Origin of the sequence: Pseudomonas schmalbachii, assembly GCF_017589465.1 — a bacterium.
GTDB lineage: Bacteria > Pseudomonadota > Gammaproteobacteria > Pseudomonadales > Pseudomonadaceae > Pseudomonas > Pseudomonas schmalbachii.
The window spans coordinates 198,511-212,315 of record NZ_JAELYA010000009.1 but is presented as its reverse complement, the minus strand read 5'-3'; the positions used below and the strand labels follow the sequence as shown (position 1 = coordinate 212,315).

At 70.1% G+C, this 13,805-nt stretch carries 16 protein-coding genes and 3 riboswitches; of the genes, 2 read left to right on the top strand and 14 right to left on the bottom strand.

What is annotated here, in order from left to right:
* Window positions 1-240: 240 nt before the first annotated feature.
* From JFY56_RS21390 to cobO, 10 genes are read right to left on the bottom strand one after another with little or no spacing between them, the layout of a single operon-like run.
* Entirely contained in the window at window positions 241-978 is a 738-nt protein-coding gene (locus tag JFY56_RS21390; RefSeq protein WP_208316160.1) for an adenosylcobinamide-GDP ribazoletransferase, read from the bottom strand.
* Window positions 954-1,544 (bottom strand): histidine phosphatase family protein, encoded by a 591-nt coding sequence (locus JFY56_RS21385; protein ID WP_208316159.1) that lies wholly within the window; start codon window positions 1,542-1,544, stop codon window positions 954-956. The genes JFY56_RS21390 and JFY56_RS21385 overlap by 25 nt, the downstream gene beginning before the upstream one ends.
* Window positions 1,541-2,581: a nicotinate-nucleotide--dimethylbenzimidazole phosphoribosyltransferase gene (gene cobT / locus JFY56_RS21380; protein WP_208316158.1), complete on the bottom strand. Its 1,041-nt coding sequence runs from the start codon at window positions 2,579-2,581 to the stop codon at window positions 1,541-1,543. Before cobT ends, JFY56_RS21385 begins: the two co-directional genes overlap by 4 nt.
* The gene (cobU, locus tag JFY56_RS21375; RefSeq protein ID WP_208316157.1) at window positions 2,578-3,105 is read right to left on the bottom strand and encodes a bifunctional adenosylcobinamide kinase/adenosylcobinamide-phosphate guanylyltransferase; all 528 of its coding nucleotides are present in this window, start codon (window positions 3,103-3,105) and stop codon (window positions 2,578-2,580) included. Before cobU ends, cobT begins: the two co-directional genes overlap by 4 nt.
* Window positions 3,102-4,559: a cobyric acid synthase gene (locus JFY56_RS21370; RefSeq protein WP_208316156.1), complete on the bottom strand. Its 1,458-nt coding sequence runs from the start codon at window positions 4,557-4,559 to the stop codon at window positions 3,102-3,104. Before JFY56_RS21370 ends, cobU begins: the two co-directional genes overlap by 4 nt.
* The gene (gene cobD, locus JFY56_RS21365) at window positions 4,556-5,536 is read right to left on the bottom strand and encodes a threonine-phosphate decarboxylase CobD (RefSeq protein ID WP_208316155.1); all 981 of its coding nucleotides are present in this window, start codon (window positions 5,534-5,536) and stop codon (window positions 4,556-4,558) included. The genes JFY56_RS21370 and cobD overlap by 4 nt, the downstream gene beginning before the upstream one ends.
* Window positions 5,529-6,437 (bottom strand): adenosylcobinamide-phosphate synthase CbiB, encoded by a 909-nt coding sequence (gene cbiB, locus JFY56_RS21360; RefSeq protein WP_208316154.1) that lies wholly within the window; start codon window positions 6,435-6,437, stop codon window positions 5,529-5,531. The genes cobD and cbiB overlap by 8 nt, the downstream gene beginning before the upstream one ends.
* Entirely contained in the window at window positions 6,434-7,084 is a 651-nt protein-coding gene (bluB, locus tag JFY56_RS21355; RefSeq protein ID WP_208316153.1) for a 5,6-dimethylbenzimidazole synthase, read from the bottom strand. Before bluB ends, cbiB begins: the two co-directional genes overlap by 4 nt.
* Window positions 7,081-8,373, bottom strand: coding sequence for a cobyrinate a,c-diamide synthase (locus JFY56_RS21350; RefSeq protein ID WP_208316152.1), 1,293 nt, complete (start codon window positions 8,371-8,373; stop codon window positions 7,081-7,083). Before JFY56_RS21350 ends, bluB begins: the two co-directional genes overlap by 4 nt.
* A complete protein-coding gene (gene cobO / locus JFY56_RS21345; protein ID WP_208316151.1) occupies window positions 8,370-8,981 on the bottom strand; it encodes a cob(I)yrinic acid a,c-diamide adenosyltransferase in 612 nt (203 codons plus the stop codon). The genes JFY56_RS21350 and cobO overlap by 4 nt, the downstream gene beginning before the upstream one ends.
* 146 nt (window positions 8,982-9,127) lie before the next feature.
* A riboswitch (cobalamin riboswitch) is annotated at window positions 9,128-9,332 on the bottom strand.
* 93 nt (window positions 9,333-9,425) lie between these two features.
* Here cobO and JFY56_RS21340 point away from each other — a divergent pair.
* A complete protein-coding gene (locus JFY56_RS21340) occupies window positions 9,426-9,722 on the top strand; it encodes a hypothetical protein (protein ID WP_208316150.1) in 297 nt (98 codons plus the stop codon).
* Here JFY56_RS21340 and cobM read toward each other — a convergent pair.
* From cobM to JFY56_RS21320, 4 genes are read right to left on the bottom strand one after another with little or no spacing between them, the layout of a single operon-like run.
* Window positions 9,691-10,458, bottom strand: a complete 768-nt coding sequence (cobM, locus tag JFY56_RS21335; RefSeq protein ID WP_208316149.1) for a precorrin-4 C(11)-methyltransferase — start codon at window positions 10,456-10,458, stop codon at window positions 9,691-9,693. The genes JFY56_RS21340 and cobM overlap by 32 nt on opposite strands.
* 15 nt (window positions 10,459-10,473) lie before the next feature.
* Window positions 10,474-10,887: a cobalamin biosynthesis protein gene (locus JFY56_RS21330; protein ID WP_208316148.1), complete on the bottom strand. Its 414-nt coding sequence runs from the start codon at window positions 10,885-10,887 to the stop codon at window positions 10,474-10,476.
* On the bottom strand, window positions 10,865-11,587 hold the full coding sequence (locus JFY56_RS21325; RefSeq protein ID WP_208316147.1) for a CbtA family protein: 723 nt from the start codon (window positions 11,585-11,587) through the stop codon (window positions 10,865-10,867). Before JFY56_RS21325 ends, JFY56_RS21330 begins: the two co-directional genes overlap by 23 nt.
* Window positions 11,588-11,598: 11 nt before the next feature.
* The gene (locus JFY56_RS21320; RefSeq protein WP_208316146.1) at window positions 11,599-11,784 is read right to left on the bottom strand and encodes a CbtB domain-containing protein; all 186 of its coding nucleotides are present in this window, start codon (window positions 11,782-11,784) and stop codon (window positions 11,599-11,601) included.
* Between the two features lie 101 nt (window positions 11,785-11,885).
* Window positions 11,886-12,263: riboswitch (cobalamin riboswitch) on the bottom strand.
* A gap of 58 nt (window positions 12,264-12,321) precedes the next feature.
* A riboswitch (cobalamin riboswitch) is annotated at window positions 12,322-12,515 on the top strand.
* Window positions 12,516-12,755: 240 nt separating this feature from the next.
* Between JFY56_RS21320 and cobW the strand changes: the two genes are divergently transcribed.
* Window positions 12,756-13,805, top strand: a complete 1,050-nt coding sequence (cobW, locus tag JFY56_RS21315; RefSeq protein WP_208316145.1) for a cobalamin biosynthesis protein CobW — start codon at window positions 12,756-12,758, stop codon at window positions 13,803-13,805.

Genomic DNA, 13,805 nt, shown 5'->3' with positions numbered 1-13,805 from the left:
TTCGCAAGCTCAGCACCAACCTACGGACTAAGCGGCACGATCTGGTGGAAATGCTTCGCGATTTCCACCCTACGACTGGACGTCCCTGCATCGGGCGACCGGGACTCGTAGGTTGGCGCTGAACGCAGTGAAGCCCAACGGTGCAGCGCCCGGCCATCGTTGGGCTTCGTGCCTCAGCCCAACCTACAGGAGCGAAGCCCAACCTACGGTTGAATCTCCTACGAAGTGCGCGCCCCCGACTCAAGCCACCGCCAGTACCACCAGCACCACGCACTCGCCCACCTCCAGCAGCGCCCCGGCGGTATCGCCGGTGGTGCCGCCCAGCCGGGCGACGAAGGCGCGGCGCAGCAGATAGAAAGTCAGCAGCGCGCCGCCGATGGCCAGCAGCCCGCTCCAGCCGAACAGCAGCATGACCAGCGCATTGCCGCCCAGCAGCCAGGGCAGTTGCCGGCGCGGCAGATGCTCGCTGAGCGCCTGGCCGAGGCCGCCGGCGCGTACATACGGCGTGGTGAGGAACAGCAGCGGCAGCAGCCCGCGTCCCAGCCACGGCGCCAGCAGCAACGCGGCCCACTGCCCGGCCTGCAGCAGCGCCACCAGCGCGGCGAACTTGAGCAACAGCAGCAGCACCAGCGTGACCACGGCGATCGGTCCGCTGCGCGGGTCCTTCATGATCGCCAGGGTGCGTTCGCGGTCGCCATGGCCGCCGATCCAGGCATCCGCCGTATCGGCCAGTCCATCCAGATGCAGTCCGCCGCTCAGGCCGACCCACAGCGCCAGCAGCAGCGCCGCCTGCAGCAGCGCCGGTGTGCCGGCCAGCGCCATATGCAGCGACAGCAGCAGCCCACCGACCAGCACGCCGACCGCCGGATACCACAGCAGCGAACGCCCCAGCTGCAGCGGCGCCGGCATGTCCTGCAGGCTCACCGGCAGGCGGGTGAGGAACTGCAGGGCGATCAGCAGCGGCTCGGGCAGACGCATTCGCGCAGACTCAGGTCGACGGCGACCTCAAGGCCATGCAACGCGGCATGAGCGACCTCGACCTGCAACAACTGCTGCGCCGGCAAGCCACGGGCCCGGGCCAGTAGCAGGCGCATCACCCCGCCGTGGGTCACCAGCAGCACATGTCGGCCGGCCAGCTCCCGCTGCAGACGGGCGACCGCCGCCATCACCCGCGCGGCGAAGTCGCGCACCGGCTCGGCGTTCGGCGGCGTGAAAGTGAACGGATCGCTCCAGAAACGGCCCAGCGCCTCGCTGTCTTCCTCGTGGACTTGCGCGGCATCGCGGCCTTCCCAGTCGCCGAAATGCAGTTCGCGCAGATCGGCCTCGATGCGCAGCGGCAAGCCACGGGCTTCGGCCAGTTGCCGGGCGAAGGTGGCGCAACGCTGCAGCGGCGAGCTGATCACCAGTTCCCAGCCACCCTGCCCGGCCACGGCCGCGTGCATCTGCTGCCAGCCGCGCTCGCTGAGGGCATCGTTGAGGCTGCCACGGAAACCGCTGCCGCCGGTGGTTTCGCCATGGCGCAACAAATCCAGCCGCAGGGTCATCGATCCTGCACCGCCGCTTCGGCAAAGGTCGCCATCTGCCCGTGCAGCGCGCAGGCCAGCCGCAACAGCGGCACCGCCAGCGCCGCGCCGCTGCCCTCGCCCAGGCGCAATCCCAGTTGCAGCAGCGGTTGCGCGTCGAGGGCGGCGAGCACGTGGCGATGGCCCGGCTCCGCGCCACTGTGGCTGAACAGCAGCCAGTCGGCCGCATCCGGATTCAGGCGCACGGCCAGCAGGGCCGCCACGCTGCAGATGAAGCCATCGACCAGCACGCCGATGCCCTGCTGCGCGCAGCCCAGGTAGGCGCCGGCCAGCGCGGCGATTTCCAGGCCGCCCAGGCGCCGCAGGCACTCCAGCGGCTCGGCAGCCTGCCCATGCAGCATCAGGGCGGATTCGACGGCGCGGACCTTGCGCGCCATGCCGGCGCTGTCCAGGCCGGTGCCGGGGCCGATCAGTTCTTCCGGCGCTTTCTCCAGCAGCACGCAGGCCAGGGCGCTGGCCGCCGTGGTGTTGCCGATGCCCATCTCGCCGCCGATGAACAACTGGCAGCCAGCGGCACGCCCGGCCACCATGCGGCCGACCTGCAGCGCCGCCAGGCACTGTTCGACGCTCATCGCCGGCTCTCTTGTGAAGTTGGCCGTACCCGGCGCCAACTGGTGCTGCCAGACGCCCGGCAGTTCCGCCGCCGGTTCGACCGTGCCGAGGTTGTGCACTTCCAGGCTCGCCCCCAACTGGCGCGCCAGCACGCTGATCGCCGCGCCTCCGGTGGCGAAGTTGCCGATCATCTGCCGGGTCACCGCCTGTGGATAAGCCGAGACGCCCTCGGCGACCACGCCGTGATCGCCGGCGAAGATGCCGATCCACACCTGTTCCAGCTGCGGGCAGACGCGCCCCTGCTGGGCAGCGAGACGCACCGCCAGCTCCTCCAACTGGCCGAGGGCGCCAGCCGGTTTGGTCAGTTCGGCCTGGCGCGCCAGTGCCTGCGCCGCCGCCTGGCGGTCGAGCGGCCGGCAGTCGGCCTGCCACCAGAAATCATTCACAGGCTCTCTCCCTTCAGGACCATCGGCAGGCCGGCGACGCTGAACAGCACCCGCTGGCTGCGTTCGGCCACGGCCTGATGCAGCCAGCCGGCCTCGTCGACATAGCGGCGAGTCAGTTCGCCCAGCGGCACCACGCCGAGGCCGGTTTCGTTGCTGACCAGGATGATCCGCCCCGGCAGCCCGGGCAGGCATTCCAGCAAGTCATCGCGCTCCCTAGAAAGGCGTGCCTCGTCGTCCAGCATCAGCAGATTGGTCAGCCACAGGGTCAGGCAGTCGACCAGCAGGCAGCGCTCGGCGCACGCCTGTTCGCGCAGCACCCGGGCCAGTTCGACCGGTTCCTCGACCAGCCCCCAGTCGGCCGGACGCCGCGCCCGGTGCCCGGCGATGCGCTCGCTCATCTCGCCATCCAGCGCCTGGCTGGTGGCGATGTAGGTCACGGCCAACCCGCTGTCGGCCGCCAGCCGTTCGGCCAGCCGGCTCTTGCCGGAACGGGCGCCGCCGAGGATCAGTTCAAGCCGGTTCATGGCCGCAATCCACAGAGTTCGCGCAGCCGGCCGGTATCCAGATGCGCCTCGACCAGATCGGCCAGCCGCTCGATATCGCGCTCGCGCAGGGCGTGGTAGTCCACCGCCCGCACCTCGCGCAGGCCGGCCCAGCGCAGCAGAGCCACCGAAGCGCCCGACGACTCGAAAAGACCGTGCAGGTAGGTGCCCATGACCTGTCCGTCGCCGCTGACGGCGCCGTCCTGGCGTCCATCTTCCAGCGTCACCGCCGGCCGTTGCAGCGCGGCGCCCGTGGTCACCCCGGCATGGATCTCGTAGCCGCTCACCGCCGCCTGTTCCAGGCACAGCCGGCCGTGGACGTTGCGCAGTTGCTTCTCCGGTTCCAGCACGGTGGCGAAGTCCAGCAGGCCGAGGCCGGCGCTGCTGCCGGGCGCGCCTTCCAGGCCGTGGGGATCGTCGATCCGCGTGCCAAGCATCTGCAACCCGCCGCAGATGCCCAGCAGCTTGCCGCCATAGCGCAGGTGGCGCTGGATCGCCGCGTCCCAGCCCTGCTCGCGGAGGAAGGCCAAGTCGGCGCGCACACTTTTCGAGCCGGGCAGGATGACCAGGTCGGCCGGCGGTAGCGCCTGGCCGGGGCCGACGAAGCGCAGGTCGACCTGCGGATGCAGGCGCAGCGGGTCGAAGTCGGTGTGGTTGCTGATGCGCGGCAGCACCGGCACCACCACCTTGAGCAGTTCGCCGTCCTTGCCGGCCTGGCGCTGGTCGATGGCGTCCTCGGCCTCCAGGTGGAAGTCCATCAGGTACGGCAGCACGCCGAGCACCGGCTTGCCGGTGCGCTGCTCCAGCCAGTCGAGGCCCGGTTGCAGCAGGCTGAGGTCGCCACGGAAACGGTTGATGACGAAGCCGCAAACCCTCGCCTGCTCGCTGGGCGACAGCAGTTCCAGGGTGCCGACCAGATGGGCGAACACCCCGCCCTTGTCGATGTCGGCGATCAGGATCACCGGGCAGTCCACCGCCTCGGCGAAGCCCATGTTGGCGATGTCGCCGGCGCGCAGGTTGATCTCGGCGGGCGAGCCGGCGCCTTCCACCATCACCACCGGATGGCGGGCGGCGAGGCGCGCGTGGGACTGCAGCACCGCCTCGTGGGCGACGCGCTTGTAGTCGTGGTAGACCACCGCGTCCATGTTGCCGACGGCGCGGCCGTGGATGATCACCTGGGCGCCGGTGTCGCTGTTGGGCTTGAGCAGCACCGGGTTCATGTCGGTATGCGGCGCCAGCCCGGCGGCCTGGGCCTGCACCGCCTGGGCGCGGCCGATCTCGCCGCCGTCGGCGGTGACGGCGGAATTGAGCGCCATGTTCTGCGGCTTGAACGGCGCGACGCTCACGCCCTGGCGCCTGAGCCAGCGGCACAGGGCGGTCACCAGGGTGCTCTTGCCGGCGTCGGACGTGGTGCCCTGCACCATCAGGGTGGTCATGGGTGCTCCTTGAGCGCCTGCTCCAGGCGCTGCCAGCCGGCCTCGTCGCCGGGCAGGCCGAAGCGCAGGCTGGAAGGGTTGGCGAACAGCCGCAGCAGGATGCCGCGGCGGGCGAAGAATTCGTGGAGTGAGGCGGCCTGCTCATGCCGCACCAGTTGGAACAGCGCGGTGCCACCCGTCGGCGTGAGTCCGTGGCGGCCAAGCAGATCGGCCAGACGCAGGCCATCGGCCCGCAGGCGTTCGCGCTGGTGCTGCTGGCCGGCGCCGTCCTGCAGGAGGCTCGTGGCCAGCGCCCGCGCCGGGCCGTTGATCGTCCACGGGCCGAGCAGTTCGGCAAGCCGGTCGAGCAGCGACGGCTCGGCCAGTACGAAGCCCAGGCGGATGCCGGCCAGGCCGAAGAACTTGCCGAACGAACGCAGGACGATCAGTCCCGGCAAGTGGCTGGAAGACGCCAGACTGAGCTCCGGGGTGCAATCGACGAACGCCTCGTCCACCACCAGCCAGCCGCCGCACGCGGCCAGACGCGCATGCCAGTCGAGCAGGCGCTGCGGTTCGATGCGCCGGCCAGTGGGATTGTTCGGATTGATCAGCAGCAGCACATCGAGATGGTCGAGGGCAGCGTCCACCGCCTCCTCGCCGATCTCCGACAGCTGATGGCCCTCGCGGCGCCAAGCCTCGGCGTGCTCGGCATAGGCCGGCGAGATGATCCCCACCCGGGCGTCGCGCCGCAGCCGCGGCAAAGCCTGGATCGCCGCCTGCGAGCCGGCCACCGGCAGCACGGCCGCTGCGCCGTAATAGGCGCGGGCCGCCGCTTCCAGGCCGTCGTCCAGTTCCGGCAGGCGCGTCCAGGCTGCCGCCGGGATCGCCGGCAGCGGCCAGCCGTAGGGGGCGATGCCGGTGGACAGGTCCAGCCAGTCGGCCAGGGCGATGCCATGTTGCTGCGCGGCCATGCGCAGACGTCCGCCATGCTCAAGCAAGGTAGAGACTCCCAGGCAGAAGCAGCGCCAGCCACAGCAGCACGCCGCCATACACCAGGTTCAGCGCCCGCTCGATATCCCGCGCGCCGGGCGCCGGGCCTTCGCCCAGGTCCGGGCGCACATGCAGTTCGCCGTGATAGATCGCCGCGCCGCCCAGTGCCACGCCGAGCGCGCCGGCACCGGCCGCCATCACCGGGCCGGCATTCGGGCTGTCCCATTGCGGCGCCTGCCGCTGCCAGCAGCGCAGGGCCAGGGCGGTCCTGCCGAGCAGCGCATAGGTCAGCGCCACCAGACGCGCGGGCAGGTAGTTGAGGACATCGTCGATCTTCGCCGCGGCCCAGCCGAAGCGCTCGAAACGCTCGTTGCGATAGCCCCACATGGCGTCCAGCGTGTTGCTCAGGCGGTACAGCACCACGCCCGGCGCGCCGGCGACGAGGAACCAGAACAGCGCGGCGAACACCGCATCGCTGCCGTTCTCCAGCACCGACTCGGTGCCGGCACGGGCCACCCCGGCGCTGTCCAGTTCGGCGGTCTGCCGGCTGACCATGTAGCCGACCCGCTGCCGCGCCGCCGGCAGATCGCCGAGTCGCAGCGCCTGTGCCACCGGCTGGGCATGCTCGCCGAGGCTGCGCAGGCCGAGGGCGGCGTACAGGGCGAGCACCTCCACCAGCCAGCCGACATAGGGCAGGCGCGCCAGCAGCAGGGCGAGCAGGGTCGGCGGCAGCACCGCCAGGCACCAGGCCGTCACGCCATGGCTGCGCCAGCCGTTGCCGCCGCGATTGAAACGCCGCTCGATGCGCTGCGCCAGGCCGCCGAAAGCCACCAGCGGATGCCAGCGGCGCGGCTCACCGAGCAGGCCATCGAGGATCACCCCGGCGAAGGCCGCCAGTACCAGGCTCATTGGCTCAGTCCCCAGCTGTCGGTGAACAGCAGTTCCCGCAGCGGTCGCGGCGTCGCCCAGCCTTCCTCGACCAGCATCGGTTCGCGATAGAACCCGGTGACCGGGCCAAGACAAAGGATCGCCAGCGGCTTGCTGCCGGCCGGCATGTGCAGCAGTTCGGCCAGCGCCTGCGGCTCGAACAGCGAGACCCAGCCGAGCCCGAGTCCTTCCGCGCGGGCGGCCAGCCAGAGGTTCTGGATGGCGCAGGCGACCGAGGCGAGGTCCATTTCCGGCAGGGTGCGGCGGCCGAAGACGTGCCGTTCGCGGCCGTCCATCAGCCCCACCACCAGCAGTTCGGCGCAGTCGCGGATGCCTTCCACCTTCAGCCGCATGAACTCGTCGCCGCGCTCGCCCAAGGCCTCGGCGGTGCGCAGCCGTTCGGCTTCCACCAGCGCATGGATGCCCGCGCGCAGTTCCGCGCGGGTGATGCGGATGAAGCGCCAGGGCTGCATCAGACCGACGCTGGGGGCCTGGTGCGCCGCCTGCAGCAGCCGCGCCAGCAGTTCGGCCGCCACCTCGCCGCCGGCGAAATGGCGCATGTCGCGGCGTTCGGCGATGGTGCGGTAGACCGCGGCGCGTTCCTCGGCGCTGAAGGCGTGCTCGCTCATGGCCGCAGCAACCCGGCCGCCGCCCGGGGATTGGACGGCAGGTAGAAGTGGATGTAGGAGGCCGTCAGGCGGCCGCTGCGATAGACCGCCTCGGCCACCGCCTTGCCGTTCGGGCAGAGGCCGCGGGCCAGCGGTTCCTCGGCGCAGTCGAGCACGGAATGGTGGTAGGTGTGTCCGCGCAGGCGCCCTTCCGGCAGCTCGACTTCCTGCAGGGCCAGGGCCGCCAGGCGCGGCTGCATCCGCGCGCTGCCCGGCAGCAGGCCGAGCAGTTCGGCGCTTTCGCCCTCCTTGTCGGTCAGCGCTTCGAGCAGGTAGAGCATGCCGCCGCACTCGGCGAGGATCGGCTTGCCCGCCGCCTGATGAGCGCGGATGGCATCGAGCATCGGGCGGTTGGCCGCCAGTTGGCGCAGGTGCAGCTCGGGGTAGCCGCCGGGCAGGTAGAGGCTGTCCACCTCCGGCAGGGCGCGGTCGGCCAGCGGCGAGAAATGGATCAGTTGCGCGCCCAGGGCACGCAGCAGGTCGAGGTTGGCCTGGTAGAGGAAGGCGAAGCTGGCATCCCGCGCCACGCCGATGCGCACCCCGGCCAGCAGCGACTCCTGAAGCTCTTCGGACGGTGCGGCGAAGCTCACCGGCTCGGGCAGGATTGCGCCGGCGCTGGCCAGCAGCGCATCGGCGGCGGCATCCAGGCGGGCGTCGAGGTCGGCCAGTTCCTCGGCCTGGATCAGCCCCAGGTGGCGGCGCGGCAGCTCCAGTGCGGCGGAGCGCTGCAGCGCGCCGTACCAGCGCAGCCCCGGCGGCAGGCTGTCGCGCAGGATGTCGCCATGGCGGGCGCTGCCGGTGCGGTTGGCCAGCACTCCGGCGAACGGCAGGTCGTCCTGGAAATGCGCCAGTCCGTAGGCCAGCGCGCCGAAGGTCTGGGCCATGGCGCCGGCGTCGATCACGCCGAGCACCGGCACCCGCAGCAGGCGCGCCAGGTCGGCGGCCGAGGGCTTGCCGTCGAACAGGCCCATCACCCCTTCGATCAGGATCAGGTCGGCCTCGCCGGCGGCCTCCCACAGCAGGCGGCGGCTGTCGTCCTCGCCGACCATCCACAGGTCGAGCTGGTACACCGGCGCGCCGGAGGCACGGGCGAGGATCATCGGATCGAGAAAGTCCGGGCCGCACTTGAACACCCGCACGCGCTTGCCGGCCCGCGTGTGCAGGCGCGCCAGGGCGGCGGTGACGGTGGTCTTGCCCTGGCCGGAAGCCGGGGCGGCGATCAGCAGGGCCGGGCAGCTGCGGGCGGTCAAAATTCGATCCCCTTCTGCGCCTTCACGCCGGCCTTGAACGCATGCTTGACCATGCCCATCTCGGTGACGGTATCCGCCGCCTCGATCATCCCCGGCAACGCGCCGCGGCCGGTCACCACCACGTGCTGCAGCAGCGGACGCGCCTCGATATCGGCGAGCACCGCCGGCAGTTCCAGGTAGCCGTGCTTGAGCGCGATGTTCAGCTCGTCGAGCACCACCAGGCCGATCTGCGGGTCGTTCAGCAGCTCCTTCGCCACCACCCATGCGGCGCGGGCCTTCTCGATGTCGCGCTGGCGGTCCTGGGTTTCCCAGGTGAAGCCCTCGCCCATCACGTGGTAGCTGACTTCTTCGGGGAAGCGGCGGAAGAAGGTTTCCTCGCCGGTGCTGGCCGCGCCCTTGATGAACTGCACCACACCGACCCGCATGCCGTGGCCGAGCGCGCGGGCGACCATGCCGAAGGCCGAGCTGCTCTTGCCCTTGCCGTTGCCGCTGTGCACCAGCAGCAGGCCGTATTCGTCCTGGGCCTGGGCGATCTTTTCGTCGATCAGCGCTTTCTTGCGTTGCATGCGCGCCTTGTGGCGTTCGTCGCGCGCGGCGGATTCGCTCATGTCTCACTCCTCGCGACCTGCTGCGTCGCGGCATAGCATCGGCGCCGCGACCCTAGGCAGGCGCGGCGCAATCGGACGATGGAGGCAGGAGGAGGACGACACGCAGGACGGCCGAACGGGCCGCCCACCCGCAAAGCCCGCCGCAATGCCATGGATCGCTTCAGGCCGGTCTCCGGGCTCGTGAGCGGAGCTATGGGCTCCCCGGTTGCGCCTTCCCATGCGATGCACAGTGGCTGGATGCAACCTTTGACTCACCTACCGTTGCGGGGGCAGCGCCGGAATCTGGACCGGCTTCCCTGTTTCACCCCATGGACGCATGGCGTCGGGGGCACCTGTAGCAGAGGCGCAGGGTAGAGGCTGGCACCGGGGGCGTCAACGCCGCGCCGGGCTTTCGGACAGCCGCCCGGTTGCCCGTCCGGCTGCCGCCGCGCAATATTCGCCGCCATGAACGATCCCGTGGAAAGCTTCTTCGCCCAATGCCGGGCCGTGCTCGACGGCGACGCCGCGCTGCTCGCCCGTCTGCACGCCGCCGGCTTCGCCTGCCATCCCGGCCATTGGCAGTTCCAACTGCCGCAACTGCACCAGTGGCTGGCACCCGAACTGGACTACCCGCGCTTTCGCCAGGCGCTCTACGCCAGCGACCTGAACACCCGCCTGGCGGCGCTGGGCGGCGAGATCGCCATCGCCGAGAACCTCGGCAACACCGACCTCAGTCGCTACTGCCTGCGCCCTCGCGCCTGAACAGGTGGCGGGTGGCCTCGGCATAGAGCGCCGACTCGGCGAAATCCGCCGCGCCCAGCACCCGCCCGACGAGGATCAACGAGGTGCGACGGAAGCCCTTGTCACGCACCTTGTCCTCGATATCCGCGAGGGTGCCCTGCACCCACTCCTGATCCGGCCAACTGGCGCGGTGCACCACGGCGATCGGGCAACCGGCGCCGTAGTGCGGCAGCAGGTCGGCGACGATGCGCGGCAGATGCTGCACGCCGAGGTGGATGGCCATGGTCGCGCGATGGCTGGCCAGTGCCGCCAGTTCCTCCCCCGGCGGCATCGGCGAGTTGTGGCCGTAGCGGGTGAGGATCACCGTCTGCGATACCTCGGGCAGGGTCAGCTCGGCCTCCAGCAGCGCCGCGCAGGCCGCCGTGGCGGTGACGCCGGGGACGATCTCGAAGGGGATGCCGAGGGCGCGCAGATGGCGGATCTGCTCGCCGATGGCGCCGTACAGCGAGGGATCGCCGGAGTGCACGCGGGCCACGTCCTGGCCGCGGGCATGGGCTTCGGCCAGCAGCCGGACGATCTGCTCCAGATGCAGCTCGGCGGTGTTCACCACCTGCTCGGCGCTGTGGCCCTGCAGCACGGCCTCGGGCACCAGCGAGCCGGCGTAGAGAATCACCGGACAGCTGCGGATCAGGCGCTGGCCCTTGACGGTGATCAGTTCGGGATCGCCGGGGCCGGCGCCGATGAAATAGACGGTCATGAGGGAATTTCCGATTCAGGCACGGGCGATGGCGAGGGTGGCGGCGGCGCTGCGCTGCTTGCCGCACAGCAATCTGGCAGGACGGCCGCCGAGTTCCGCCGCGCGGGCCAGGGCGGCGGCTTCGGCCACGCTGGCGGCGCCGGTCAGCTCGCGCACGCGCTCGCTGGGTTGAGCCAGCAGCGCTTCTTGCGCGGCCAGTTGTTCGGTGGAGCAGAAGGCCAGTGGCAGGCCGAGGTCGGCGGCCAGTTGCAGCATGCCCGCCTCCTCGCGCTTGTGCGCGCCGCTGGCCAGCCCATCCAGCGCCGATAGCGGCAGCGCGAGTTGCTGCAGGCTGTGCTCCAGCAACTCGCGCAGCTCGGCCACCGTGCAACCGCGACGGCAGCCGAGGCCGGCGATGGTCACCGGCTCAGGCGTCGTGCCGGGCGTCACGGCCGAAGAACCAGGCTGCGGCGAGGCCAAGGGCGGCCCAGAACAGCGCGTTGGTCAGCAGCGAGGCGAGGATGAACTCATGCCCCAGCGCCTCGGGCGCCAGGCTCTCGTGCACCTCCGGATGCGGCGCGCCGATCAGGTGCGGCACGGCCAGCAGTGCCAGGCCGACGCCGCGCAGCAGCCAGTTGCGGGAGAAAGCGATCAGCGCCAGGCCGGCGGCGGTGGCCGCGGCGGTACCGATCCACCAGTACTGGCGCAGCAGCAGGTCGGCAGCGGCGGTGCCCGGCAGTTCCGGCGGCAGGCCGGCGGACGGCGCCAGATTGAACACGGCGAAACCGGCCAGGCCCCAGAGCAGTCCCTGCCAGGTGCGGTTCGGCGCGCGCAGGGTGAACAGGCCGGCGAGCATCAGGGCGAAGCCGACAGCCACCACCAGGTTGCTCAGGCCGGTGGACAGCGTGCGCTGCCAGCCGTCCTCGGGAGACCAGGCCTCGCCGTCGTGGCTATGCCCGGCGGCTTCCTCGTGCTCGTGCTGGTGAGCCGCAACTGCTTCGCCGTGGCTGTGCTCGGCCACCGGCTCGGCGTTCTCGAAGGTTTCCGCCTGGAGGATCAGCGGGGTGACCCACAGGCTCTGCAAAAGGGTCAGCAGGATGGCGGCGAGCAGGCCGGAAAAGCCCGCGGTCCGGGCGATGCGCTTGATCATGGCGGGCGGTCTCAGTGGCAGGGGAAGGCGGCGCTGTGGCGGGTATCGTGGGCGGCATTGTGCACCGCCTCGATGTGCGAGAAGCCGGCGAAGAAGATCAGCAGCGCGCCGAGCAGGCAGCAGCCGGCGGCGATCGCCACGCGCTTGGACAGGGGGAGCGAAACGGATGCGGGGGACGACAGCGTGCGGCTGGACATGATGGACACCTTCCGAAGGTTGCTATGACCGGCGGAAGGAACGCTGCAGGAGAATGGCCCACGGGTGGCCAGAAGCCGGCGCGCGCCCGCCCACCGCGGGTTGCCAAACAGGGATTCAGGCCGGTCTCCGGGCTTGCGACGCCTTTGCAGGAACCGGGTCGGCCTTCCCATGCAGTGGCCTGTGCGGTTGATTGGTTAACTCAAGTTCGGATTCCTGTGGTTCTCAGGCAAGGCAGCGCGACGAGTCATAGCAGGGCTATGGCGAGGAGCGCTAACGCAGCATGAGGGCCACAGGGGCCGAAATTGACTAACTGAATCAACCAAACAGGCCACTAGGCACAGTGGCGTGGATGACCCGTCGATCGCTTACCGTTGCGGGGGCAGCGCCGGACTCGTCCGCTCTCTCGGAGACGGACCCACCGGCTTCCCGTTTCACCTCGCGCACGGCGGCGAGAGGCACCTGAAACAGCTTTTTTACAAGATCACGAAGCCGCACTCAGCGTCAACCGCGAGGTTGACCGGCCCTCACGCACTGCGTAGCCTTTCTGCCTTCGAGGTCCGCACCCGCCTGGGTGTGGCTAAGAGGGAACAGGGTCAATGCCCTGGCTGCCCCCGCAACTGTGAACGGTTCAAGCCCCTTCGATAGACCACTGCCAATGGCGGGAAGGTGAAGGGGTCGCGCTTCGGCGCAAACCGTGAGCCAGGAGACCTGCCTCGAAAGCAAAGCAACTCAGGCTGTGTGAAAACGTAGCGAGCGAAGGTTAGGCAAGGCGAAGTCAGGCGAAGAAGCGCAGTTTACGAGTTGTAAATGAGCATTCTGAGCCTGACTTCAACGCGGCATAACCGAGCGCAGTAGTTTTCACGCAGCCTGAACGTCCGGGCGGGGTGATCCGGTGGTGCCAGGCCTGCGCACGTCCGCATCCGGTCCGCCCCTGTCCGTCCGTCCACTTCACCGACGCACCGGGGCCGCCATGAAATCCCTCGCCAAACTTCCCGTCACCATCGTCACCGGCTTCCTCGGCGCCGGCAAAACCACCCTGCTCCGCCATCTGCTGGCCAATGCCGGCGGCCGTCGCATCGCGGTGATCGTCAACGAGTTCGGCGAGCTGGGCATCGACGGCGACATTCTCAAACAGTGCTCCATCGGCTGCAGCGAGGAAGAAGCCAGCGGCCGTGTCTACGAGCTGGCCAACGGCTGCCTGTGCTGCACCGTGCAGGAAGAGTTCTTCCCGGTGATGCGCCAACTGGTCGAGCGCCGTGGCGAACTCGACCACATCCTCATCGAAACCTCCGGCCTGGCCCTGCCCAAGCCGCTGGTGCAGGCCTTCAACTGGCCGGAAATCCGCACCGCCTGTACGGTGGACGCGGTGATCACGGTGGTCGACAGCCCGGCCGTGGCCGCCGGCACCTTCGCCGCCTTCCCCGAGCAGGTCGACGCCCAGCGCAAGCAGGACCCGAACCTGGACCACGAATCGCCGCTGCACGAATTGTTCGCCGACCAGTTGGCCAGCGCCGACCTGGTGCTGCTGAACAAGACCGACCTGCTCGACGCCGACGCGCTGGCTGCCGTGCGCGCCGAGGTAGCCGAGGAGTTGCCGGCGGCGGTCAAGGTCATCGAGGCGCAGGGCGGCGAGCTGCCGCTGGAGGTGCTGCTCGGCCTGAACAGCGAGACCGAGCTGCACATCGACGCCCGCCGCACCCACCACGACGAGGAAGACGAGGACCACGACCACGACGAGTTCGACTCCTTCGACGTGGTCCTGCCCGAGGCCGAGGAAGCGCGCCTGCTGGCCGTGCTGAAGGACGCCGTGGCCAGGCACGGCATCCTCCGAGTCAAGGGCTTCGCCGCCATCCCCGGCAAGCCGATGCGCCTGCTGGTGCAAGGCGTCGGCCAGCGCTTCGACCGCCATTTCGAACGCGCCTGGCAGGCCGGCGAGCCGCGTGACAGCCGCTTGGTGCTGATCGGCCAGAAGCTCGACCGCGCCGCCATCGAGGCCGAACTCCAGGCCGCCCTGGCGTAA